Genomic DNA, 22,444 nt, shown 5'->3' with positions numbered 1-22,444 from the left:
CGGCCGGCCGATCCGCGCGGCCGCCCCCTGACATCAGCGCGGGTCCGATCTCAATGCCGGACCGAAACGCCCTCGACGCTGAGCCCGTTGCCGCGCGAGGCGACATAGAGTTCCAGAGCCTTGAACTCGTCCGACCCGGCCTTGAAGGTCTCCGCACGGGTGTCGCGCACGCAACCGACGAAGCGCTGCTGCGCGCTGACCATGCCGGCATCCTTGAGGCGATAGGTCGGAAAGCCATTGACCTGGCCCTGGGACAGGTGATCGGCGCGGATCATCTGGCCATAGTTGTCCTCGTGACAATTGGCACAGGACATCTCCAACTGGCCGAAGCGCGTGTAGTAGATCTCCTTGCCCTTCTCCCAATAGGAGGCGGCGGGCCCGTCGATCGCCACATTCACCGGTTCGCCACGCGACTGCATCGAGATCAGCGCCAGCATGTCCTTCATCTTCTCGGACGTCCAGCCCCAGGCCTCGAGACCCATGTGCCGGGTCACGCATTCGTTGACATAGTCCTCGACCAGCATCAGCTTGCCCGAGGCCTGATCCACGCGCGGGGTGACCGAGCGCAGGCCGCGCATGCTGTCCGGCTCCTGGTGACAGCCGGCGCAGGACTCGCCCTTGGCACCCATCGGGTTGTTCCAGGCATCGAGGCCCCGGTCGACGAAGACCATGCCCGGATTGTCGAAATCGTCCCGTTGCAGGTCGCGGGTTTCGTCCTCGCGGAACAGCCAGCCCGAATAGATCTCCCGCAAGGCGCCGTTCAGGTGCTCCGGCGGCGATGTCTGCGTCACGAATTCGATGGTGCCGTCGTCCGTCTCGACGACGAGCGTATCCTCCACCGGATCCGCCAGCACGGTACCGGCCATCGCGAGGCCGAATGCCGCGACGGCGGTCCTGATGATCATGTTGCGCGGCTGCATGAGCCTTCCTCCCAAACTCGGTGTGGCAGCGCGATCAGGCGATTTCGATCGCCTTGACGTCCTCGTAGACCGAGCCGTCGTCGTCGTACCAGGTGAACTTGATGTCACCCGCCGCATCGACCCTGACGTCGAACTCGAAATAGGGGTTGGTCGACACCGCCGGATCGATGGCGACATCGACGACGTTGACGCCGTTGAAGTCGCAGGTGAACCGGTTGATGATCGAGCGCGGGATCAGCTTGCCGTCCTTGTCCTTGCGCTGGCCGGATTCCATCTTGTGGCTGATCAGCGCCTTGATCGTCACCACCTCACCGGCGGACGCCGACTTCGGGACCTTGACCCGGGGCTTTGCATCGCTTGCCATATTGCCTCTCCTGTTGCCTGACGATCAGCCGCCGCAGCCGCCGATGGTGACCTTGACGGTCGCTTGCGCCTGACGGATCGATCCGTCGGCCATCTTCGCCAGCGCGACCACGTCCTGGGTCTGGGCGAGACGGATGCGGGTCGCCGCCCGCTGGCTGCCGGCCGCCGGGCCGAAGGTGAAGGTCGCCACCGCCGGCTCCGGATTGCCGGTCGCCAGCAGCATGATGGCGACGGCGCCCGGCGCATCGACGCCGATCGGCACCGTGTTGCCGTTCTCGGCGATCTCCGGCGCGGTGATCGAGATCCCCTCGCCCGCCGGAGCGGCGCCGCCGGTGAAGGCCGCCGTCAGTTCCTCAATGGTCGCGGCCCGGGCAAGGCCCGGCACGGCGGCCACGGCAAGGCCGCCAAGCCCGACCCAGAGCACCTCGCGTCGTGTCAGTTTCATAGTCATCTCCTTGAGCGTCGCGCTGCCGCGTCAGTCCTTGAGGGTGAGAAGATAGGCCACCACATCCTCGATCTGCTGCGCACTGAGGACGGGGGGAAGCGGTTCGGTTCCCGCCTTGCCGCTGAAGCCGTCGCCCGGACGGACGAAGCCGTCGGTCTTGTAGAAGGCCGGCATGAACGAGCCGTCGAAGGTCATCTTCGCATTGGCGACGATGCCGCGCAGTTGCGCCTCGTCATAGCGATCGGCGACACCGTCCAGCATCGGCGCGATCGTGCCGGGGAACTCGACATCGGGCAGCGCCTCGATGGCGTGGCAGGCGACGCAGTTGCCGAGGGCATTGGTCGTCATGACCTTGATGCCGACCTCGGGATCGCCGGGGACGCCGGTGAGCGAGGCGGCGACGGCCCCCTCCTCGTACTTGACTTCCTTGGGTGCGGTTTCAGACAGGGCGGGCGCCACCATGGCCATGGCCATTGCGCCCCCCAGCACGAGCCAGCGTGTCATTGCTCTCCTCCCAGAGTGCTTCCTCGGTTGCAAGGATAGCAACCCTGCCATCCTTCTTGCAATAGAGATATATATTTTTTTGAATGTCTTAATTTATCTCTGTTTGTCAAACGCTTGGGTCACTGCTGTCCGGCCATGCGGCGCGCCAGATAGGCCTGGAAGTGCTCGCCCGATTCGTAGCCGTGCTCGCGCACCCAGGTCAGCAGAGCCTCGGTCGTGCCCTTGCCGAAGGCGCCCGGCATCATCGCGACAGCCGCCTCAGCGGTCGTCTGATCCGGCGAAACGGCTTCCGGCAGGAAGATCAGCGTCGGCGTGAACAGGACGCCCCAGCGCGTCGCCATCGCCTTCTCCGGCAGCACGGTGCCGTCGAAATCGGTCACCTCGACATCGCCGAACAGGTTGATCTGCACCACGAAATACTGCTCGCGGATCAGCGCCTCGATCGCCGGGTCGGTGAACACCTCCTCATGCATGCGCGTGCAATAGATGCAGCCGCGCTGCTCGATGGTGATCATCAGCCGCTTGCCCTCCGCATTGGCCTCGGCGAGATCCTCGCGCAGGTCCTTGAAGGTTTCGCGCAGCCAGGCCGGCTTGTGCAGACCGTCGTCGCCGAGCTCGGCGGCGGAGGCCGGCAGCACGGCCAGCCAGCCGATGACGGCAAGAATGGCAAGACGGATCATGACGATATCTCCCTTCGATAGGTCAGCGGGGCGGTCAGGTCAGCGTGGCGCTCCAGTCGAAATTGCGGATCATCCAGTCGGCGATCAGGTTGACCGAATTGGTGGCGATCAGCAGGCCGAACAGGATGAGCATCACGCCCATCGCCTTCTCCACATAGCCCATCAGCCGGCGGTGGCGGGCGACGAAGCCGAGGAACGGCCCGGCGAAGAGCGCGGCGACGACGAAGGGCAGGGTCATGGCAAGGCCATAGACGAGCAGCAGGGCGCCGCCGCGCCAGACCTCGCCCATGCCGCCGGCGACCATCAGGATCGCCGCCAGCGCCGGGCCGACGCAGGGCGTCCAGCCGAAGCCGAAGGCAAGGCCCATGACATAGGCCCCCACCAGCGTCGTCGGCCGCGCGCCGCTCTGCACCCGCGCCTCGCGATAGAGCAGGCCGATGCGCAGCACGCCGAGGAAATGCAGGCCGAAGAGGATGAGCACCGCCGCCGCTGCCCAGGACAGCACCTCCCGCCATTCCAGGAACACCCGGCCGAGCGCCGTGGCGCCGAGCCCCAGCAGCACGAAGATGGAGGTGACACCGAGCGCGAAGGCCAGCGCCTGGACCATCAGCCGGCGCCGGGCGCCGGGCGAGATGACCTCGCCCTCCCGCAGTTCCGCCGCCGACAATCCGGCCATATAGGACAGATAGAACGGCACCATCGGCAGGATGCAGGGCGAAAAAAAGGAGAGCAGCCCCGCCAGGGCGGCCCCTCCGAAGCTGATTTCCAGCATCCGCCCCTCCCCCGACGCGTCAGCCTTGTTCGGTCTATTCAATTATATTAGGATATTCCTATGTGAATATAGGTTTGTCAACATGCTCCGCCGCCTCCCTCTCGACAGTCTTCCGGCACGCCGTCGCCTCGGCCGTCTCGCCCTGGCCAGCCTGCTCCTTTCCGGCCTGCTCCTTCCCGGCCTGCTCCTTCCCGGCCTGCTCCTCGCGGGACTGACGATGACCGCGCCGCGGGCGGTGGCCGATTCGCCGGTCGCTTCGGTGGCCGCAGCCCCGCTCGAACTGCTGATGGTGGAGCAGCCGGGCTGCGCCTATTGCGCCCGCTGGCACGAGGAGATCGGCCCGCAATATCCGCTGACCGACGAGGGGCGCCAGGCGCCGCTGCGCAGCCAGCAATTGCGCGCGCCGGTGCCGGACGACATCCATCTGGCGGCGCCGCCGGTGTTCACCCCGACCTTCATCCTGCTGGCCGGCGGTCGCGAGATCGGCCGCCTGGAAGGTTACCCGGGTGAGGATTTCTTCTGGCCCCTGCTCGCCGCCCTGATCGCCCGGGCCGACGCCCGCTGACGCCTCGGACGGGCGGGCGCATCGCGCCGGTTTCGGTTGCGATGCCGCTACGGCCGCTCTATGAAAGGCCACGCGACGATTGGGGCCATTCTCTTGTCCGGCACGCAGGATATCAGTGAGGGCGAGACGGACACTGTCGACCTGGACGATCTGGTCGGGCAGGCCAACGAGGTCGCCACCTTCCTCAAGGCGCTCGGTCACGACGGGCGGCTGACGATCCTGTGCCATCTCCACGGCGGCGCCAAGAGCGTCACCGAGCTTGAAAATCTGCTGTCCTCACGTCAGGCTGTGGTCAGCCAGCAATTGGCGCGCCTGCGTCTCGAAGGCCTGGTAAGCGCCAGGCGGGACGGGCAGGCGATCTATTATTCGATCCTCGACCCGAAGGTGGCCGCGATGATCGAAACCCTGGCGCGGCTGTTCCCGAAACCGGCATAAGACCGGCCGCCGCGACATCATTCGGGAGGGAGGAAAAGGCATGGACGCGGTGCCAATTGGCCTGCTTGCGGCCCTGGTCGGGCTGGCGGGCGGGATCGTGCTCGGACTGGCGGCCCGGCTCGGCGATTTCTGCACGCTCGGCGCGCTGGAAAGCGCGGTCTACGGCAAGGACCAGACGATGCTGCGGCTGTGGGGCATCGTCGTCGGCGTCGCCGTTCTCGGCACCCAGTTCGCCGCCATGGCCGGCATCGTCGATCTCGGCGGCAGCTTCTACCACTCGATTTCCTGGAACCCGCTCGCCTCGATCCTCGGCGGCCTCGTTTTCGGCTACGGCATGGCGCTGGCCGGCAATTGCGGCTTCGGCGCCCTGGTACGCTTCGGCGGCGGCGACCTGCGCTCGCTGGTCGTCGTGGTGGTGATGGGCATCTTCGGCTTCATCGCCCTGTCCGGTCCGCTGGCGCCGGTGCGCACCGCCCTGTTTCCCCAGCCGGACGCCACCGGGCCGCAGGGTATCGTCCACGATCTCAACTCGTTGCTCGGCATCCCCGCCGTGGTGACGGTGGTGGTCATCGGCCTCGCCTGCCTCGCCTGGGGCCTCGCCCATGCGCCGCTGCGCCGCTCGCCGCGGATGATCGGCTGGGGCATCGCCGCCGGCGTCGCCGTCGTCTGGTGCTTCGCCGGAACCAGTTATCTCTCCGACATCAGCCTTGGCGCCGTCTCCGTCGAGGGCCCGTCCTTCACCGCTCCGGTGGGGCGCACCCTGGTGTTCCTGATGACCTCGACCGCCGGCGGCATCAGCTTTTCCGTCGGCGCGGTGATCGGGGTGATCGGCGGCGCGCTGATCGGCTCGTCGATCCGCGGCCTGTTCCGCTGGGAAGCCTGCGAGGACCCGCGCGAACTCGGCCGTCAGGTCAGCGGCGCCATGCTGATGGGCATCGGCGGCGTCGTCGCCATGGGCTGCTCGGTCGGCCAGGGGGTGACGGCGAGCGCCGCGCTGGCCTGGTCGGGCCCGACGACGCTGGCCGCCATTCTCGTCGGCGGGGTCATCGGCCTGCGGCAGTTGATCGGCGGCTTCCAGCCGGAATAGCCCGGCTCCGGCGCGCCCGGCAGCCTCCTCCACGCCTCCCAACGCCCCGGCCGTCCTGCCGGCGGGCGCGACAGCGCGCCTGCGTCACGGCAGCGCAACCCCGCCTGGGACCGCATTTTTCCGCTGCAAACTTGAGACATTAATTCATATTAGCCGCGCGGTGTTCGCGGCCCTCGTCGGCGTGCTCCGCCCCGCCGAAGCAGCAGGAATCCCATGCCTGACCACGTTCCTCAGCCCATCCGTTCCGCCCCGACGCAGCAAGCGGTGACCGCGGGCGTCCCCGTGCAATGTGTCGTGGTGCGCGACCAGGACGGCGTGGTGGCCATCGGCCGCGACGACCTGGTGCGCTACGCCGGTCCCGGCCAGATCGTCGCCACGGCCCTGTGCCTGCGGCTGTTCGCGCGCGCCTTTGCCGATCTCAGCCCCGAGGGCCCGCCGCATCGCGACGACATCCGGGTTCTGGTCGGTTTCCCCGGAGCCGGAATTCTCGACTGCGTCGAGATGATCACCCGGGCACGGACGCGCGGCCGCCTGACCGTGGATCCCGAGGCCGGCCCGCCGGACGCCCCGGCGGCGATCGTCGGCAGGTTCTATTTCGAGATCGCCGTCGGCTCCCGCGCAAGCGGCTACTGGCTGGCCGACGGCTATTTCACCGACGCCTTCGTCGACCAGATCCGCCGTCATCAGGACGGCCAAGGCACGCGGGAGGAACTCGCCGCCTATCAGATCGCCAAGCACACCGTGATCGGCCGCCTGCTCGGGGCCCCCGACGATGCCCTGTTCCACAGCCGCAAGGTTCACATGCCATGACGATCGTCGCTCCCGAACTCGCCATCATCGACCATGGCACCACGCTCGCCATCACCTACGAGGACTGCATCAAGTATCATGGCCGCACCAATATCGGCGGTGTCGCGCTCGGCTTCCGTCTGATGCAGCGCGCCTTCGCCGACCTGTCGCCGGCCGGCCCGCCCGACCGGGAAACCGTGTCCGTGCGCACCGCCTTTCCCGGTCTCGGCGTGCGCGATGCCGTCGAGATGATCGCGCGGACCACAAGCCGGGGCGCCTATCACATCGATACGGCGATGGCGCCGCACAGCGCTCCGGAAGCCGCGGAGGGCGGGTTCTGGTTCGAGGTGACCGTGGACGGCCACACCCGCGCCTATGTCACGGCCTCCGGCGCCGTCGGCGCGGAGTTCGTCGCGATCGGACGAACCTCCAAGCAGCGGCCGCTGACACCCGCCGAGCAGGCCCGCTGGAGCGAACTCAAGGAAGAACTGGCGTTCCGCATCATGGCCGCGCCGGTGAACGCGGTGGTGGTTCCGGCGTGAACCGGCCGGAGTGAACTGCGCGGTGCGAGCCGCCCTGCCCGGCCCTCGCTGACGGTGCCGACACCGGGATCGGATCGGACAGTTCGATCGCGCGCTCCAGGTTGCCTTGAGAAAGGCCGGTCTCGCATGCCAGCGCGGCATCGACGAGGCATGAAAGTCTCATCCGCCCAGCATCGAGAGCTGAAAAGGCAGACGCGTCCGCCCCCGGTGCGGACCGCGCGCCCGATCGTTCGGGCCTTTGGATTGTCCGCGCAACATGCCGTCGTTTTGAAGGAAGGAAGCTGCCTCAGCCGCCGCTCTGCGCCTTCGGACGAGGGTCAGGGTCAGGACCCTAACCCGAGACACATCGCCCGTCGCAGAACGGGCCTCTCTTCGACGCGCAAATCAGGCCTTGAAACTCAGAACGTATGATGTGATTATCATACAATCTTGTATTAAGAGGAGGGGAACATGAACCGTCGCTGTTTTCTGCTGGCCGCAGCTTGCGTCGCGGCAACCGCCGGGCTGACAGGCCCGGTCCTGGGCCAGGGATATCCCGCCCGTCCGGTCACGCTCGTCGTGCCTTTCGCTCCAGGTGGCGGCACCGACCTGCTGGCGCGGCTGGTCTCGAACAAGCTGGAGACCGCGCTCGGGGCGCCGGTCGTCGTCGACAATCGTCCCGGCGCGAGCGGCGCCGTTGCCGGTGCCTATGTGAAGACGCAGCCCGCCGACGGCTACACGCTGCTGTTCGGGACCTCCTCGACCAACGCGATCTCGCCGGTGCTGCACGAGGACAAGATGGGCGACATGCTCACCGGCCTCGATCCGGTGAGCATGGTCGCCAACAGTGCGCTCATCCTCGTGGTCCCGGCGTCATCGCCGATCACGGACCTGAAGGGCTATGTGGACGCCTCGAAAGCGCGGCCGCTGACCTACGGCACTTTCGGCGTCGGCTCGACGCCGCACCTGCTGGGCACGCTGCTCGCCTCCAGATCCGGCGCCGAGACGATCCATGTGCCCTACAAGGGATCCGCCCCCGCCGTTGCCGACGTGACCGGCGGCCATATCGACAGCGCCTTCCTGACGGTGACCGCACTCACCGCCTCGCTCGATGACGGGGCCATGCGGGGTCTGGCGGTGGCAGCGCCAGAGCGCCTGTCGCAGTTCCCCGACATTCCGACCTTCGCCGAAGAAGGCTATGAGGATCTCGACGACGCCGGCTGGTTCGGGATCTTCGCCCCGTCGGGGGTGCCGGCCGAGATCCGCACCCAGGTCTCCAAGGCGATCCAGACGGTCCTCGACCAGCCGGAGGCGCAGGAGGAGTTCGCCAAGCTCGGCGTCACGGCGCAGGGCAGCTCGCCGGAAGAGCTGGAGAAGAAGCGCGACGCCTCCGTGGCGCTGGTGAGACACATCCTCGCCACCACCAATATCGACATTTCCGAGTAAGCTGAAAGGTCAACGAGACGATGCGTCAAGACAACATCGCCGACTACCAGATCCGCCGTTGGTACGGTCAGGAACAGGAAGTCCTGACCAACGAGATCTATGAGTCGGACGAAGGTGCTCCCTTGCGCAAGATCCTGATCGCCGCGGCGATCAGGAACCCTTATGCGGGCCGGTTCAGCAGAGATCTGAGCGAGATCATCGATGGCAGCGACCGACTGGGAGAGGAGTTTGCCCGGCGCATCCTCACCGCCCTGGGCGGCGCGCAGGCCGAAAGCTACGGCAAGGCCTGCGTCGTCGGCAGCGCCGGCGAATACGAGCACGGCAACGCCTTCATCACCGCCCGTTTCGCGACCCCGATCCGGGCCGTGCTCCCCGGCGCGAAGGAGTGGATTCCCTCGACCGGCAAGCGCAGCGGCCCGGGCGCCCTGATCGACGTGCCGCTCGCCCATATCGGCGAACTCTATGCGCGCGCCTATTACGACACGGTGAGCGCCTATTTCGACGATGCGCCCAATGCCGACGAGGTGGTGGTGGCTTTCGCCGTCGCGACGCGCGGACGTATCCACGCACGCCTCGGCGGACCGCAGGTCGCACCGCTCGCGGCCGAATAGAACGCGGAGCCAGACACGATGCACCGGGAGCGGTCCAGTTTCGTCTACCTGAACGGGTTGCGGTTCCACTATCTGACCTGGGGCGATCCCGGCCGCCCGATGCTGATCTGCCTGCATGGTCTGCGCAGCTATGGCCGGACCTTCGCCGGACTGGCGCAGACCCTCGCGGATCGCTTCTACGTGGTGGCGCCCGACCAGCGCGGCCGGGGAGAAACGGACTGGGATCCGGCGCGAAACTACTTCGCCGATCAATACGCTGCCGATCTGGGCGCGCTTGTCGACCACCTGAGGGCCGAGACGCTCCATGTTCTCGGCCACTCCATGGGCGGCATCAACGCGCTGACCTATGCGCTGACACATGGCCAGCGCTTCGCGTCGCTGATACTCGAAGACAGCGGACCCGAGGCCGACGGCAGCGCCGGCATCGAGCGGATCCTGAAGGAACTTAAAACGACGCCGCTCTCCTTCGACGATCTGGACAAGGCGCGCGCCTTCTGGCGGTCGATCCGGCCGAACGTCACCGACGCGGCGATCGAATCGCGCATCACCCATTCGATGAAAGCCGTCGGCGGCAAGATCGTCTGGCGCCACGATCAGCTCGGGATCGGGAAATGCCGGATCGAGCAGGCCAGCGTGCGACCGAACCCGGACCTCTGGCCGGCCCTGTCCGGCCTCGCCTGCCCCGTTCTCGTGCTGCGCGGCGCAAACTCCGACTATCTCGACCCGGCACGGGTCCAGCGAATGTGCGAAACGAACCCGCGCGTGGTCGCCCAGGAGATCGAAGGTGCCGGGCACTATGTGCATGACGACAATCCGGTAAGCTTCAACCGTGCGGTCGGCGCATTTCTCGACCGTGTCGCCGGAGCGAGAGACGCAGGACGGAGATAGATGGACAGCAACACCAGCGATACGGCGCGCGTCCGCGGCGGCAGCGTGCGCGAGCGCGTCACCAATGCATTGCGGGCCGACATCATCACCGGGGTGTTCGTGCCCGGCCAGCGGCTGTCCGAGGCCGAGCTGTGCTCCCACCTCGATGCGTCGCGCACGCCGGTCCGCGAAGCGCTCCGTCAGCTCGAGGCGGAGCGCCTGGTCGAGGTCCGCCCCAACCGGGGCCCGATCGTGGTCAAGCTCGGCTGGGAGGAGGCCGAACGGATCTACGACGTGCGGGAGTTGATCGAACCGGAGGTCGTGCGCCTTTTCGCGCTCGCCGCAACCGGCGAGCACCTGGAGCGGATGGACGCGGCACTCGAGGAATTCGAGCAGGCCTCGTCCGAGGGGCTGAACCCGGCTCAACTGATCGGGGCCACGACGACCTTCTACGAGGTGATGTTCCAGGGCTGCAGCAACGACATCCTCGCCGACATCCTGCGCGGCCTCCTCGCGCGGGTGAACCTGCTGCGCTCGCGCTCGATGTCCCGGCCCGGGCGCCCGAAGGAGAGCCTGAAGGAGATGCGCGACATCCTGTCCTGCATCCGCGAGGGGAACGTTCCGGGCGCCCAGCAGGCCGCGGTCATACACATTCGCAACGCCCGCGCTCAGGCCAAGGCCGCGATGCCGGCGCCTTCTGCCCCCTAATCGTGCCCACTAATCGCGCCCCCGTAATCGCGCCCCATCATCGCACAAAGAGACCGCCCCCCCATGCAGCCGAAGCTCAATCGCGACGCCATCAGCGGTTTCCTGCTCGCCCTGATCGGAGCCGCCGCGGCCTATCGCGCCTTCGACTACGGCATCGGCAGCGCCGCGCGGATGGGCTCTGGCTACTTTCCGTTGCTGATCGGCGGGGCGCTGGTGCTGCTCGGCGCTGTCATCGCGATCGGCGGGCTGCGCGCGTCGGCGACGCCCGTCCACATTCCCCGGCGCGAGCTGCTTCTGATCGCATTCAGCGTCGCGAGCTTCGCGCTGATCATCGGACGGTTCGGTCTGTTTCCGGCCCTTGGCGTCTCGGTCCTGCTCGCGTGCCTGGCCGACCGGGGCGCCGGACTGCGGCAAACGATCGGCATCGTCCTCTTCTCCTGCCTGCTCGTCTGGCTCGTCTTCGTGATCGGGCTGAATTCCCCCACGGCTCTGATCAAGGTGTGATCCGATGGAGTTGTTCACGCTCGGCTTCGCATCGCTGACGCTGACCTCGGTGGTCTATTGCTTCGCGGGTGTCTTCCTTGGAACGCTGGTCGGGGTGCTGCCCGGCGTCGGGGCCTTGTCGGCGATCTCGCTGCTGATGCCGGTCTCCTTCTATCTCGACCCGACAACGGCGCTGGTGTTCCTGTCGGGGATCTATTACGGCGCCGAATATGGCGGCTCGACCGCCTCCATCATGCTCAATCTGCCGGGCACCTCGTCGAACGCCATCACCTGTCTCGATGGCTATCCGATGGCCCAGAACGGAAAGGCCGGCGTGGCGCTGACCGTCACCACCTATGTGTCGTTCTTCGGAGGAACCGTCGGCATCCTGCTGCTGACCTTCCTCTCGCCGGTGATCAGCCGGCTGGCCGTCGCCGTCGGTCCGTCCGAATATGCCGCGATCCTGCTGCTGAGCATCATCATGGCGGCCACGATCTCCGACGGGCCGCCGCTGAAGGGGATCGCGATGGTGCTTTTCGGCGCCTTGCTCGGCACCGTCGGCATCGACGTCAACAGCGGCGACTATCGCTTCACCTTCGGCGTTCCGGAGCTCTTCGACGGCGTCAGCCTGGTCGCGCTGGCTCTGGGCACGTTCGGCGTCGGCGAGATCATCTTCGCGATCAGCGCCCAGAAGGCGCGCGGCCCGATGCCCAAGGTCACGTGGCGCTCGATGATCCCGAGCCGGCCGGAATTCCTGAAGACGCTGCTGCCGATGGCGCGCGGCGCCGGGGTCGGCAGCGTGGTCGGGCCGCTGCCCGGCGCCGGGCCGACCATCGCCTCGCTGATCGGCTACGCGGTCGAAAAACGCATCAGCCGGACGCCGCACCGGTTCGGGAAGGGAGCGATCGAGGGCATTTCCTCGCCCGAGGCCGCCAACAACGCGGCCGTCCAGACCGCCTTCATTCCCACCCTGTCGCTCGGCATTCCCGGCAGCCCGACGATGGCGATCATGCTTGGCGCGCTGATGATCCACGGCATCTCGCCCGGTCCCAAGTTCATCTTCGAGCAGCCGGAGATGTTCTGGGGCCTGATCGCGAGCTTCTGGCTCGGCAACATCCTCCTGCTGGGGCTCAACCTGCCGCTGGTCGGCATCTGGCTCTGGCTGCTGCGCATCCCCTATTCGATGATGTATCCGGTGATCGTGGCGCTGATCTGCGCGGGCGTCTACACGCTCACCAACAGCGCCTTCGCGGTATGGCTGGTTCTCGGCTTCGGCTTCGTCGGCTTCCTGTTGCGGCTCTTCGACTATTCGCCGGCGCCGCTGCTCATCGGCTTCATTCTCGGACCCATGCTGGAAGAGAACCTGCGCCGGGCGCTGCTGATCCATCGCGGCAGCTACATCGAGATGTTCTCGCGTCCCGCCACCGCCGCGCTGATGCTGCTCACGCTGGCAATCCTGCTCTGGGCTCTCCTGAAACGAAATTCGCCGGTACAGGGGAACGACTGAGGGCGACCGATTGATACGCCGATTGACGAGGCGGCCGATGGCGTCCGTTCGGGGCGCAGCTTCGGCGTGACCACGCTCGCCTCGCCGCGGGCGGTCACGATCCGCGACCGCGCAGAGGCAACGCACGGCAGACGCTCCCGCAGCGGGCGCTCCGGCAGCGGACGCTTCGGCACCTGTGCAGGCCCGGTCCGCCCATCTTCCGCCCGCCACTCCCCTTGCACGACATCCTCAACGCAGGTCCGGCGCCAACTTCACGGGCCGCCGTTGCGGCGGGCGTCACATCGACAGGACCGGATGCGTGACGCAGGGCTCGACGACGGACTCGCCAAGTTACACGATGCCACCGTTAAAGGGACGCCGTTAAGGGCTTGGTCTGTAGGGATTTATCTAAGGGAAAGTGGTGCCCAGGGCCGGAATCGAACCAGCGACACGCGGATTTTCAATCCGCTGCTCTACCAACTGAGCTACCTGGGCCCGCGAAGCGGCGCGGCCATCTGCCTGCGTCGCATCGGAGTGCCGGTCTTATAGAGGCTCGCACCAAGCCTGTCCAGTTGCCCTTGCAAAGTTTTGCACAAGCCGGACAGGCATCGGGGCCATGCCCGCCACTGGCTCGGCAAACCGACCCTGGCGGCGGGCAAGTCCTTGAAACGGCTCGCCTAGCGCTGGCCGACGACGACGCCGGTGGCGGTGTAGGCGCCGGTGATGTCGGAGATGCCGAAGCTGCCGACCACCCCTTGCGCCGCGCCCATCGGACCGTTCACGAAAGAGCCGGTCAGCACGCCCGACACCGTCTCGCTCATGTTGCCGAGGCCGCCGACGAAATGGCTGAGGTCGCTCGGGCTGCCGGTGGGGGAGTAGACCGAGCCGCCGAAGCTGCGACCATCGAAATTGCTGATGCTGGCTTCGCCGGTGCGCGCGCCGAAATCGAAGGTCATGTTGAAATTGCCGGCCGCCAGATATTGTGCCTGGCCATCATTGGTGATGTTGGTGACGCTGCCGACCGCATGGCCGGCATAGGAGGCCGTGCCGGTCAGCGGCAGCTCGCCGATGGTGGAGACATCGCCCGCCGCCCAGGTGCCGAGATGGACGAAATCGCGCCGCCGGGGATCGAACGGCGCCGTCTCGGACGTGTCCTCGCCGCGGAAGCGGGTGCCCCAATAGCCCCATTCCAGGAAGGCGCAGGTGCAGCGCGCGACATCCGTGAACAGGGCGTCGTCGGCCCCCGCCACCAGCGTCGAAGGTATCATGTAGCTGCGCGGGTTGCTGTCCGGCGCGATGATCTCGCCATCGTCGGTCACGGCGAAGGTCTCACCGAAATTGCCGCTCAACGCGTAGCGATCGTCGTCGATCAGGGCCGAATGACCGTCGCCGCTCCAGGTGAACAGGCTGTCGCCGAAGCCGAGCACCAGGCCGGCAAGGTGATCGTCGCCGTCGAACGTGTCGAGGATCGTCATCGACGCGCCGACCGAATTGTTGCCGGCATCGAAGGCGATGGTGAGCATCTCCGGAGCAAGGGACCAGAACGGCGTTGCGACACCGCCATTCGTCGCCGCCTCGACCATGCCGGAGGCATAGCCGTTGAGCACCCGGCTGGTGCGGATGAACTCGCCCGTCGGCGAGACCGACTCAAGCTGGCCGACATGGGTGTAGCCGGAAACCATCTCGGTCAACGAGCCATAGGGATACGGCCCGCGCGCCGACACGTCGGTGCCGGTCTCAAGCCCGCCGACATCGAAGCCGAGCACGAAATTCTCCGCGTTCGGGCCGAAGATGTGGCCCCCATCCGCGCCCGGCACGGAATCGACAGGCCCCCCATGCAACACCGAAGGGTCGTAGCCGGAGATGCGGAAGCCGCCGCGCCGCGGCCCCTCGATGACGAAGCCTTCCGTCTCGTCCTCGTAGATCAGTCCGGTGGACACCGAGATCGCCGACGCCTGGGCGGCACCGCTGCCCTGGATGGACATCGAGGCGACAAGGTAGCGCGCGTCGTCGTCGTCAAGATCGGAGCCCGTGACGACGAGGAAATCGCTGGTGCGCACGGTCTGCAGGAAGGCGGGGCCGAGCAACTCTCCCGCCAGCGGGTTGAGGAAATAAAGGTCGTGGGCAACGCCGGTCCTGGCGACCTGCAACGGATCGGCCGACAGGCGGTAGCGGCGGATCTGGTTGACCGCCGTGGCGCGCAGCGTCGCCGGATCGGTGCGCGTGCCCCAGATGCCGATGACGGGATCGTTGACCGCCAGCACCGAGGACGAGATTTCCTCGAAGAAGGTGAAGGCGAGGAAATGGTTGCCGTTGCGGTGCACCGTCCCGACCACCGTGCGCCCGCCCGAGGTCACGACACGGAACGCCGCCTGGCCGCCGGCGGGAAGCGGTATGGTGATTGTCTCGCCGCCGATCGTCCCGGTGAGCTGGGTGCCGCCGCCGGTGATCGTGAAGGTGGCGGTGGTGTCGGTGGCCGCGGACCCGCCAACCAGACCCTGCCGGCCGGGGTTGGAGACCGTGAAGGTTTCCAGCGAGGGATCGTAGGAGGAGCCGGTCGTCAGCACCCGCAGGACCACCTGCGTGCCGTCCACCTGGGGCGGATCATTGACGATCTCGCGGATGTGGTTGCCGTTGGCGCCGGGCACGATGTCGCTGACGATGTAGCCGCCGTCGTCGATGCCGGTCGAGGCCACCACCAGCGGCCGCGGGCGCGGCATGACGGTGACGACGGGCTGGCCGGAATTGCCCTGGCCGATGCCGGAGTCGCGCACGCGGGCGTCGGTCGGGGAACTGGATGCGCCGCCGGTCTGGCCGCCGCGCCCCGCCAGCCCCTGCTGCACGCCGGCAATGTCCGCCTGGCTGGTGCGCCGGATCTCCGGCCGGTAGCCCCCGGCCGCCGCCGCGGCGACGGCGAGCGTGTAGCCGGCCTCGTAGATGCGGCGGGTCTGGCCGTCCGGGCCGCGGAAGCTCAGTTCCTTGCCGAACAGCAGCGAGAAGCGCCCCGCGCCGTCGGTCAGGTTGAGATTGGCGATGCCGCCGCGGATGCCGATGGTGCCGACCGGGGTGTTAACGGTGACGCCGCCCGGGTTCTTGCTGAGCTTGCCGCCGACGAAGCGGGCGACGCCCTTGCCGAAGGAGGCGACCAGCCTGCCCGTCCCGGCATCGGGATCGTAGACGAATTCGTCGATGACAAGGTCGGAATTGGCGCCGACGGTGAAGGTCGAGCCGTCGACCAGCAGGATCTGCACCAGCCCTTCGCCGGCCGTCTCGATCCGCTCGCGATAGATCAGCGTGTCGCCGAGCACCACGGTGCGGGTGCCGGCGCCCGGCGGCGTGCGCCGCGCGTCCTGATTGACCGCTGCCGCAACGCCCACGTCGTTGCGCGCCGTAGCAGTACCCGGCACCACGACAAGGGCAGCCCCGAGAGCCGCCATGAAACACTGCCTGCGCATATCAGCCCCCGATAGGACGGCGTAAATCAGAAGATCAGAACGTCTTGATCAGACTGAGCGTCACGGACGCATTGGAATAATCGCGTGTCTGGTAATTGGATTGCAGCCTACGGAACTCCCCGGACAGGGACATGGCAATGTCCGGGCGGAACGGCACGTTGAGCGCGCCGCGCACCCAGAACTCGTTGTCCCGCTGGCTTTCCGTGAAGCTGACCACCGGGTCCGGCGCCGCGAAAGCGCGGCGGACATAGCCGACATCGGCATCGATCGACCAGACGGTGCGCAGCATCTCGACCGGCGAGGCGAAGCGATAGGTGAGCCCGGCCGTCGCGCCGATCTCCCAGCTCTGCTCGAAACGGGCCGCCGCCTCCTCATAGTCGCCGAGCAGCGACACCCGCCCCGACCAGGCCTGCGAGAACTGGTAGGCATGGCTCAACTGCGCCAGGATCTGATAGCCGTTGCGGTTGCTGACGGTCGGATAGGTGGCGCTATCGCGATACCAGCGGTAGCGGTATTCGACCTTGGCATTGATCGACGAGCGCGGGTCCGGCTGGATGGCGAAGCGAGCGCCGAAGCCGGTGGCGCCGGTATAGTTGGTCTCGTTGAGGCGCACGCCCGTGAGGATGCCGTAGACGCCGAAGCGGGCATTGTCGATGTCGAAGCGGGCCATGTTGAACGACGGCCCGAAGGTCAGTTCGGCGAGTTCGGTGTTGAGCCGCGTGCTGTCGAAATAGCGCCCGCCATAGAACAGCAGGTCCGCCTCCAGCAGGTCGCCCTGGGTGCCGAGGTCATAGGCCGCGTGCACGTTGCCGGCAACGAATGCGTTCCAGTCGGCGCGGCCGACGGCGGTGTCGTCGAGCAGGAAGGAGATGCCGTTCAACGTCACGAAGCGACCGCCCGGCCCGGCATTGGCATTCGACTGCCAGCGCAGGCCGGTCATCACCGTCGCCGAGAACTTGGCCGGATCCTCGGCCGTGTCGATCGCGGTCATGAAGGTCTGGACGCGCTCAGCCACCTCCGGCGGCACGTTCGGCGCCTGAAGCGCCTGCTCGAAATAGGAGCGCGCCGCATCGAAGGAGCCAAGCCGGAAATAGAGCACGCCGAGTTCGAGCTGGATGCGCGGCAGGCCCGGCGCATAGATCAGCATGCGCTCGAAGGTGCCGATCGCGGCCTCGTAGTCGCCCATGCGGGCGGACAGGTTGGCATATTCGAAGGCGATGTCGAGGTCGGCCGGATCGCGCATCATCGCCGCCAGCAACTCGGCCTGGCGGGCGCGGAGCTGCTCGTGAGACAGCGACACCTGCGCGCCCTGCGGAGCGCCCTGCGCAAGCGCAGCCGGCGCCGGCATGCAGGCAAACGCGACAAGGGCGGCCACGGCACATCCAGCGAAACGCAGACTCTCGCGCCGGGCATAGACCGCCAAGCTCACCGGCCCCTCCAATCAAAAAACACATTAGAACGGGAGGACATTACGCCACGCGGCCGCGACGAGTCCTGCCTCAAGAAGAGGCCTCGTCAAATATTGGGGGGCATGTTGCAATCCGGGCACATGCCCCCGGCCGTGCGGGCCTGCTACTGCACTTCGCGGATGCGGCCGTCGGTATAGGGAACATAGCCGTCGGCACGGGCGCCGATATAGTCGGCCACCACTTCTTCCAGCCCCGGACCATAATCATAGGCATTGGTGCCGGCCTCGGAAAAGATCCTGTAGCCGTCGCCGCCGCCGCGCATGTAGTTGTTGGTCGCGACCAGATAGGTCGCGTCCATGTCGAGCGGCTCCCAGCCGGCGTCGCCCTCAACCTCGACCTGGATGATTCGCCCCTCGCCGGGCTTGCGCGCGCGGGTCCAGGAGAAGCGGATACCGGCGACCTGCGGGAAGCGGCCGGCCCCCTCCTCCACCTGCGACACGCCGTTTTCCAGCGCCGCGACGACATCGCGGCCCTTGATCTGGAACGTCGCGAGGGTGTTCTGGAACGGCAGCACCGTGAGCACCTCGCCCATGGTGATCTCGCCGGCATCGATGGAGGCGCGGATGCCGCCGCCGTTCTGGATGACGATCCGCACGCCCTGCGCCCTGGTGCGGTCGAGCATGGCATCGGCGATCAGGTTGCCCATCGAGCACTCCTGGGCACGGCAGGTCTCGCGCGAGCCGTCGATGGTCTCGCTGGTGCTGCCGATCACCTTGGCGCGGATTTCCTCCAGCGGTGCGGCAAGTTCGGCAAGGCGGGCGGCGGCGGCCTTGTCGGCCGGCACGGAGGCGTCGAGCAGGATCGGGTTGCCGGCGGCGGAGATCACCTTGCCGGCATCGTCGAAGACGATCTCGATCTCGCCCAGATACTTGCCATAGGCATAGGCCTGGACGACCGGCACCTGGCGGCCGGCCGGATTCTGCACCAGCAACGGATAGGGACCGGCGGCGCCCTCATGGGTGTTGGACAGCAGCGTGTGGGAATGGCCGCCGACGATGACGTCGACCCCGGCCACCCGCGCGGCGATCTCCATGTCGCGCGGCAGCCCCATATGCGTCAGCGCGATGATCTTGTTGACGCCGGCCGCCTGCAGCCCTTCCACCGCGCCCTTGAGATAGGTCTCGGCGCGCTGGAAAAGGACATTGGGACCGGGAGACGAGGTCTCGACCGTGTCCTCGGCCAGCACCGCGACGATGCCGATCTTCTCGCCGCCGACCTCGATCACGATTGCTCCCGGCACCTTGCCCTTGAGCGCCGGCTCGTTCTCCACGTCGATATTGCCGGACAGGACCGGGAACTCGACCGCCTCGAGGAAGGCGGCAAGGCCGGCCGGCCCGTCGTCGAACTCGTGATTGCCGACGGCCATCGCGTCGAAGCCGATCATGTTCATGAACTCGGCCGCCGCTGCCCCCTTGTAGGTGGTGTAGAACAGCGAGCCCTGGAACTGGTCGCCGGCATCCAGGGTGATGACATTGCGGCCGGCCGCGGCCAGCGCCGCGCGCCGCTCGTCGATCTTGCTCTTGATCCGGGCGATGCCGCCGAAGCACTTGCCCTCGGCATCGTCCTTGGCATCGCAGGTGGAATCGAAGCGATTGATCGGCTCAAGCCGCGAGTGCAGGTCGTTGATATGCAGGATGGTGAGGGCAAAATCGGCCTGGGCCGGAGCAACCGCGAGGGACGCCGACAGCAGCATCCCGCCAATCACAGACAGCGCACCCGCGCCGAACGAAGCCAACCGCATCCCGCTCACTCCTCACATGCCGCCGCCGGGCGCCATGCCCTGGCCCCGCCCGCGCCGCCAAACCCGGCCGAAGGTGCCCCCGGCTTCGCTCACGCGACACTGCCAGCTTGCCGGAGCCAGATCAACCGTACCCGATGACGCGGCCAGGCCGCACGGCGCGTCAGTAGCAGTAGTAACCGCAATACTGCTTGGTCGCCTGCAGAACCACGGAATTGGCGTGGCTGAGATCGAGAAGCTGGGTCGGCGAAGCCGGCTGGCCGAGAATCGGAGCCGGATAGCGGGCCTCCGCCGACGGCGGCAGGGTGGAATTGACGGCGGCGAAGCCGGCAAGCTGGCTGCCGGTCGGCCGCTTGCCGGACGGACGATTGCCGGCCAGGATCTGGTTGACGCTGGCGATCAGCGCCTGCGGCGTGCGCTGGCTGACGCCCCGCCCGCCGCTCGCCTGGATCGAGAAGCCCGGCCGGTAGACGCGGGTGGTCTTGCCGTCCCGGCCCGTGAAGGTCAGGTCCTTGCCATAGAGGAAGGAGAAGATCGCCTCGTTGCCGCGGTCGACCAGATTGGCCATGCCGCCGCGCACGCCGATGGTGCCCTGGCGGGTGTTGATGGTGACGCCGCCGCGCTCCTTGGAGATGCGGCCGCCGACATAGCGGGCAACGCCCCGGCCGAACGTCGCCACGAGACGCCCGCCGCCCTCCGAGGGGCGGTAGACGAATTCGTCGATCACCAGGGTGGAATTGGGGCCGACGACGAAGTTGGACCCGTCGGCGAGCAGAACCTGGACAAGGCCGGTGGCCCCGGTCTCGATCTTCTCGCGGTTCACGAAATTCGCGCCGATATGGATGGTGCGCATTCCCGCGCCGCCACGCTGGCTCTGGGCGCTCTGGTTGACGGCGCTGGCCACCCCGACCCGCTCGCTGGCCAGGGCCTGCGGAGCGGCGGCGGCAAGCAGGGCGCAGGCCGCTGCGGCAAGGGCGAGGGGGCGAAATGTCACGGCCATGGTCCAGGCTCCTGTCGGCGGGTCACAAGCAGGCTCTCCCGCTCATCCTGCGGCAAGCCTATCAGGTCTCCGGGACCGGGCGGTGATCGGGATCACACACCGGCGCAATCCCGTGCGTCACGTCCGGCTCACTTGCCGTCCTCGCCAGTGTCCTGCATCGCCTCCAGCGCGGCAAGGTCCTCCGGCTCCAGTTCGACCACCGGCACGCTGTAGCTGCCCGACAGCCAGCGGTTGAGGTCGACATCGGCGCAGCGCGACGAGCAGAAGGGATGAAAGCGCTCCACCGAGAGCTTGCCGCAGACGGGGCATGGCCGCGCCCGCCTCTGCCGGTCGCCCCCGTTGCTGTCTCCCTCGCGCCCTTCGCCCGTCATTGCCTGTCCTTCGTCCCGTGCCCGGCCCTCGTCGGCCAGTTCTACCCGACCCGCCCTCCGGCGTCGACCTTGACCCCGGCGGCCCTGCGTCAGCCCCTGGCGCGCCGGCGGCGCTGGTCGAGGGCGCGCAATTCGGTCTTCAGCACCTTGCCGTAGCTGTTGCGCGGCAGGTCGTCGACCCGCAGATAGTCCTTCGGCCGCTTGAAGCGGGCGATCCGCTCGAGGCAGAGCGCGTCGAGATCGGCCGGTTCGGCCTCGCCGGCATAGACGGCGACGACGCATTCGCCCCATTCCTCATCCGGCCGGCCGATGACGGCGACCTCGCGCACGCCGGGATGGGTCAGCAGCACCTCCTCCACCTCGCGCGGATAGACGTTGCTGCCGCCGGAAATGATCACGTCCTTCGAACGGTCGAGCAGGGTGAGATAGCCCTCCGCATCGAAACTGCCGATATCGCCGGTATGGAGCCAGCCGCCGCGCAGCGCCTCGGCGCTCGCCTGCGGATTGTCCCAGTAGCCGAGCATCACCGTGTCGCCGCGCACCAGGATCTCGCCGGTCGCGCCGTGATCGGCGGCGGCGCCCTCGATCCGCATCTCGACCACTGAGCTGACAAGGCCGGCGCTGGCGAGCCTTGCCTCCCAGCGCGGGTGGTCGCGGTCGGCAATGTCCGCCTTCGACAGCACGGTGCCGGTCATCGGCGTTTCGCCCTGGCCGTAGATCTGGGCGAAGCGCGGGCCGAAGCGGTCGATGGCGCGGCGCGTGTCCGCCAGATGCATCGGCGCCCCGCCCCAGACGATGGTGCGGATATTCTCCGCCATCGCCTCGACCGGAGACTCGGTCAGCCGGCGGACCATGGTGGGCGCGGCGAACATCGACACGCCGGGGGTGCGGGCGATGATCTCCAGCACCTCGCCGGCCTCGAAGGTGCCGGACTCCGGCACCGCGTTGATGCCGAAACGCATGACATGGGCCATGGCGTAAAGGCCGGAGCCATGGCTCATCGGCGCCGCGTGCAGCAGGGTGTCGCCCTGCGCCACCGGATCGACCTCGGTGAGATAGGCAAGGCTCATGGCCGCAAGGTTGCGGTGGCTGAGCATCGCGCCCTTGGGCCGGCCGGTGGTGCCGGAGGTGTAGAACAGCCAGGCAAGGTCGTCCGGTGCGGCATCGGCAAGCGGCAGCGGATCGCCGGCGACCAGCGCCCAGAACGGCGGCCCGCCGAGCGTCACCACGTCGCGCAGGCCCTCGGGCGCATAGGCGGCGACATCCGCCTCCATGCCGGTGCTGACGAAGGCGAGGCGCGCACCGCAATGCTCCAGGATCCAGCCGATCTCGGCGCCGTGCAGCTTGACGTTGACGGGAACCGCGACCAGCCCGGCCCACCAGATCGCATAGAGCGCCTCGAGATAATGCGGGCCGTTCTTCGCGACGATGGCGACCCGGTCGCCGCGGACAAGGCCGTATTGCGAGACCAGGCTGCCGGCGAGCCGGGCCGCCCGCCCGGCGAAGTCGCGATAGCTGGCGACCGGCGACGTCCCCCGCGCCAGCGCCACGGCATCCGCGCGCGCGCGTCCGGCACGCGCCAGCCAGGCTGCGAGATTCATCGGCATTCCCCGCTTCGCATGATCCCCCCGAGCAGCCGGCACGGACGTGCCCCAGCCTCATGACCCGACCCGTTGTGACAGGAACCGCCGGCAAGGCCAAGCGGCAATCGCCCGGCCGGACCGGAGCG

At 67.6% G+C, this 22,444-nt stretch carries 23 protein-coding genes and 1 tRNA gene; 11 read left to right on the top strand and 13 right to left on the bottom strand.

Going from position 1 to position 22,444, the window contains the following annotated elements; genetic code table 11:
* Positions 1–50: 50 nt before the first annotated feature.
* The 6 genes from soxA to TSB10P1A_RS04005 all read right to left on the bottom strand — a co-directional run bounded on the left by soxA (position 51) and on the right by TSB10P1A_RS04005 (position 3,684).
* A complete protein-coding gene (gene soxA / locus TSB10P1A_RS04030) occupies positions 51–920 on the bottom strand; it encodes a sulfur oxidation c-type cytochrome SoxA (RefSeq protein WP_186386611.1) in 870 nt (289 codons plus the stop codon).
* A gap of 34 nt (positions 921–954) precedes the next feature.
* Positions 955–1,284 carry a thiosulfate oxidation carrier complex protein SoxZ gene (gene soxZ, locus TSB10P1A_RS04025; RefSeq protein ID WP_186386610.1) on the bottom strand — a complete coding sequence of 110 codons (330 nt, stop codon included), beginning with the start codon at positions 1,282–1,284 and terminating at the stop codon, positions 955–957.
* Positions 1,285–1,308: 24 nt separating this feature from the next.
* Complete coding sequence (gene soxY / locus TSB10P1A_RS04020; RefSeq protein WP_186386609.1) at positions 1,309–1,728, bottom strand: thiosulfate oxidation carrier protein SoxY; 420 nt, start codon at positions 1,726–1,728, stop codon at positions 1,309–1,311.
* A 30-nt stretch (positions 1,729–1,758) separates the two neighbouring features.
* Positions 1,759–2,232: a sulfur oxidation c-type cytochrome SoxX gene (soxX, locus tag TSB10P1A_RS04015; protein WP_186386608.1), complete on the bottom strand. Its 474-nt coding sequence runs from the start codon at positions 2,230–2,232 to the stop codon at positions 1,759–1,761.
* A gap of 119 nt (positions 2,233–2,351) precedes the next feature.
* Positions 2,352–2,912: a thioredoxin family protein gene (locus tag TSB10P1A_RS04010; RefSeq protein ID WP_186386607.1), complete on the bottom strand. Its 561-nt coding sequence runs from the start codon at positions 2,910–2,912 to the stop codon at positions 2,352–2,354.
* Between the two features lie 34 nt (positions 2,913–2,946).
* Positions 2,947–3,684: a cytochrome c biogenesis CcdA family protein gene (locus TSB10P1A_RS04005; protein ID WP_186386606.1), complete on the bottom strand. Its 738-nt coding sequence runs from the start codon at positions 3,682–3,684 to the stop codon at positions 2,947–2,949.
* Positions 3,685–3,766: 82 nt separating this feature from the next.
* Here TSB10P1A_RS04005 and TSB10P1A_RS04000 point away from each other — a divergent pair, with 82 nt between their 5' ends.
* The 11 genes from TSB10P1A_RS04000 (at position 3,767) to TSB10P1A_RS03950 (ending at position 12,703) form a co-directional block, all read left to right on the top strand.
* Positions 3,767–4,249: a thioredoxin family protein gene (locus tag TSB10P1A_RS04000; protein ID WP_244292966.1), complete on the top strand. Its 483-nt coding sequence runs from the start codon at positions 3,767–3,769 to the stop codon at positions 4,247–4,249.
* Positions 4,250–4,342: 93 nt separating this feature from the next.
* Positions 4,343–4,684 carry a helix-turn-helix transcriptional regulator gene (locus tag TSB10P1A_RS03995; protein WP_305849892.1) on the top strand — a complete coding sequence of 114 codons (342 nt, stop codon included), beginning with the start codon at positions 4,343–4,345 and terminating at the stop codon, positions 4,682–4,684.
* Positions 4,685–4,724: 40 nt separating this feature from the next.
* Entirely contained in the window at positions 4,725–5,771 is a 1,047-nt protein-coding gene (locus TSB10P1A_RS03990) for a YeeE/YedE family protein (RefSeq protein WP_186386604.1), read from the top strand.
* A 264-nt stretch (positions 5,772–6,035) separates the two neighbouring features.
* A complete protein-coding gene (locus TSB10P1A_RS03985) occupies positions 6,036–6,581 on the top strand; it encodes a hypothetical protein (RefSeq protein WP_186386603.1) in 546 nt (181 codons plus the stop codon).
* Positions 6,578–7,102: a hypothetical protein gene (locus TSB10P1A_RS03980; protein WP_186386602.1), complete on the top strand. Its 525-nt coding sequence runs from the start codon at positions 6,578–6,580 to the stop codon at positions 7,100–7,102. Before TSB10P1A_RS03985 ends, TSB10P1A_RS03980 begins: the two co-directional genes overlap by 4 nt.
* Before the next feature lie 450 nt (positions 7,103–7,552).
* A complete protein-coding gene (locus tag TSB10P1A_RS03975) occupies positions 7,553–8,527 on the top strand; it encodes a tripartite tricarboxylate transporter substrate binding protein (protein WP_186386601.1) in 975 nt (324 codons plus the stop codon).
* A 20-nt stretch (positions 8,528–8,547) separates the two neighbouring features.
* Positions 8,548–9,138, top strand: coding sequence for an amino acid synthesis family protein (locus TSB10P1A_RS03970; RefSeq protein WP_186386600.1), 591 nt, complete (start codon positions 8,548–8,550; stop codon positions 9,136–9,138).
* An 18-nt stretch (positions 9,139–9,156) separates the two neighbouring features.
* Positions 9,157–10,026: an alpha/beta fold hydrolase gene (locus TSB10P1A_RS03965; RefSeq protein WP_186386599.1), complete on the top strand. Its 870-nt coding sequence runs from the start codon at positions 9,157–9,159 to the stop codon at positions 10,024–10,026.
* A complete protein-coding gene (locus TSB10P1A_RS03960; protein ID WP_186386598.1) occupies positions 10,027–10,713 on the top strand; it encodes a GntR family transcriptional regulator in 687 nt (228 codons plus the stop codon).
* A gap of 63 nt (positions 10,714–10,776) precedes the next feature.
* On the top strand, positions 10,777–11,217 hold the full coding sequence (locus TSB10P1A_RS03955; protein ID WP_186386597.1) for a tripartite tricarboxylate transporter TctB family protein: 441 nt from the start codon (positions 10,777–10,779) through the stop codon (positions 11,215–11,217).
* A 4-nt stretch (positions 11,218–11,221) separates the two neighbouring features.
* The gene (locus TSB10P1A_RS03950) at positions 11,222–12,703 is read left to right on the top strand and encodes a tripartite tricarboxylate transporter permease (protein ID WP_186386596.1); all 1,482 of its coding nucleotides are present in this window, start codon (positions 11,222–11,224) and stop codon (positions 12,701–12,703) included.
* Positions 12,704–13,101: 398 nt separating this feature from the next.
* Here the strand turns inward: TSB10P1A_RS03950 and TSB10P1A_RS03945 are convergent.
* The 7 genes from TSB10P1A_RS03945 to TSB10P1A_RS03915 form a co-directional block, all read right to left on the bottom strand.
* Positions 13,102–13,177, bottom strand: a tRNA-Phe gene (locus tag TSB10P1A_RS03945).
* Positions 13,178–13,359: 182 nt separating this feature from the next.
* Positions 13,360–16,119 (bottom strand): FecR domain-containing protein, encoded by a 2,760-nt coding sequence (locus tag TSB10P1A_RS03940; RefSeq protein ID WP_186386595.1) that lies wholly within the window; start codon positions 16,117–16,119, stop codon positions 13,360–13,362.
* Positions 16,120–16,171: 52 nt separating this feature from the next.
* Positions 16,172–17,512 (bottom strand): tetratricopeptide repeat protein, encoded by a 1,341-nt coding sequence (locus TSB10P1A_RS03935; protein ID WP_186386594.1) that lies wholly within the window; start codon positions 17,510–17,512, stop codon positions 16,172–16,174.
* Between the two features lie 197 nt (positions 17,513–17,709).
* On the bottom strand, positions 17,710–19,347 hold the full coding sequence (locus TSB10P1A_RS03930) for a bifunctional UDP-sugar hydrolase/5'-nucleotidase (RefSeq protein ID WP_186386593.1): 1,638 nt from the start codon (positions 19,345–19,347) through the stop codon (positions 17,710–17,712).
* A 160-nt stretch (positions 19,348–19,507) separates the two neighbouring features.
* Positions 19,508–20,344, bottom strand: coding sequence for a FecR domain-containing protein (locus TSB10P1A_RS03925; protein WP_186386592.1), 837 nt, complete (start codon positions 20,342–20,344; stop codon positions 19,508–19,510).
* Positions 20,345–20,472: 128 nt separating this feature from the next.
* Complete coding sequence (gene yacG / locus TSB10P1A_RS03920) at positions 20,473–20,715, bottom strand: DNA gyrase inhibitor YacG (protein ID WP_186386591.1); 243 nt, start codon at positions 20,713–20,715, stop codon at positions 20,473–20,475.
* 89 nt (positions 20,716–20,804) lie between these two features.
* Positions 20,805–22,316, bottom strand: a complete 1,512-nt coding sequence (locus TSB10P1A_RS03915) for an AMP-binding protein (protein WP_186386590.1) — start codon at positions 22,314–22,316, stop codon at positions 20,805–20,807.
* Positions 22,317–22,444: the final 128 nt, after the last annotated feature.

Origin of the sequence: Stappia sp. TSB10P1A, from assembly GCF_900185725.1 — a bacterium.
In the GTDB taxonomy this organism is placed as follows: domain Bacteria; phylum Pseudomonadota; class Alphaproteobacteria; order Rhizobiales; family Stappiaceae; genus Stappia.
Note: the sequence above shows the minus strand (reverse complement) of the source record. Positions and strands in the feature narration are given on the sequence as shown.

Excerpts from the sequence above, each read along its gene's own strand:
- TSB10P1A_RS03925 (WP_186386592.1), bottom strand. The coding sequence starts at position 20,344 with ATGGCCGTGACATTTCGCCCCCTCGCCCTTGCCGCAGCGGCCTGCGCC.
- TSB10P1A_RS04005 (WP_186386606.1), bottom strand. The coding sequence starts at position 3,684 with ATGCTGGAAATCAGCTTCGGAGGGGCCGCCCTGGCGGGGCTGCTCTCC.
- TSB10P1A_RS03960 (WP_186386598.1), top strand. The coding sequence starts at position 10,027 with ATGGACAGCAACACCAGCGATACGGCGCGCGTCCGCGGCGGCAGCGTG.
- TSB10P1A_RS03990 (WP_186386604.1), top strand. The coding sequence starts at position 4,725 with ATGGACGCGGTGCCAATTGGCCTGCTTGCGGCCCTGGTCGGGCTGGCG.
- TSB10P1A_RS03940 (WP_186386595.1), bottom strand. The coding sequence starts at position 16,119 with ATGGCGGCTCTCGGGGCTGCCCTTGTCGTGGTGCCGGGTACTGCTACG.
- soxX (WP_186386608.1), bottom strand. The coding sequence starts at position 2,232 with ATGACACGCTGGCTCGTGCTGGGGGGCGCAATGGCCATGGCCATGGTG.
- soxA (WP_186386611.1), bottom strand. The coding sequence starts at position 920 with ATGCAGCCGCGCAACATGATCATCAGGACCGCCGTCGCGGCATTCGGC.
- TSB10P1A_RS03930 (WP_186386593.1), bottom strand. The coding sequence starts at position 19,347 with ATGCGGTTGGCTTCGTTCGGCGCGGGTGCGCTGTCTGTGATTGGCGGG.
- soxZ (WP_186386610.1), bottom strand. The coding sequence starts at position 1,284 with ATGGCAAGCGATGCAAAGCCCCGGGTCAAGGTCCCGAAGTCGGCGTCC.
- TSB10P1A_RS04010 (WP_186386607.1), bottom strand. The coding sequence starts at position 2,912 with ATGATCCGTCTTGCCATTCTTGCCGTCATCGGCTGGCTGGCCGTGCTG.
- soxY (WP_186386609.1), bottom strand. The coding sequence starts at position 1,728 with ATGAAACTGACACGACGCGAGGTGCTCTGGGTCGGGCTTGGCGGCCTT.
- TSB10P1A_RS03955 (WP_186386597.1), top strand. The coding sequence starts at position 10,777 with ATGCAGCCGAAGCTCAATCGCGACGCCATCAGCGGTTTCCTGCTCGCC.
- TSB10P1A_RS03965 (WP_186386599.1), top strand. The coding sequence starts at position 9,157 with ATGCACCGGGAGCGGTCCAGTTTCGTCTACCTGAACGGGTTGCGGTTC.
- TSB10P1A_RS03950 (WP_186386596.1), top strand. The coding sequence starts at position 11,222 with ATGGAGTTGTTCACGCTCGGCTTCGCATCGCTGACGCTGACCTCGGTG.
- TSB10P1A_RS04000 (WP_244292966.1), top strand. The coding sequence starts at position 3,767 with ATGCTCCGCCGCCTCCCTCTCGACAGTCTTCCGGCACGCCGTCGCCTC.
- TSB10P1A_RS03915 (WP_186386590.1), bottom strand. The coding sequence starts at position 22,316 with ATGAATCTCGCAGCCTGGCTGGCGCGTGCCGGACGCGCGCGCGCGGAT.
- yacG (WP_186386591.1), bottom strand. The coding sequence starts at position 20,715 with ATGACGGGCGAAGGGCGCGAGGGAGACAGCAACGGGGGCGACCGGCAG.
- TSB10P1A_RS03980 (WP_186386602.1), top strand. The coding sequence starts at position 6,578 with ATGACGATCGTCGCTCCCGAACTCGCCATCATCGACCATGGCACCACG.
- TSB10P1A_RS03970 (WP_186386600.1), top strand. The coding sequence starts at position 8,548 with ATGCGTCAAGACAACATCGCCGACTACCAGATCCGCCGTTGGTACGGT.
- TSB10P1A_RS03975 (WP_186386601.1), top strand. The coding sequence starts at position 7,553 with ATGAACCGTCGCTGTTTTCTGCTGGCCGCAGCTTGCGTCGCGGCAACC.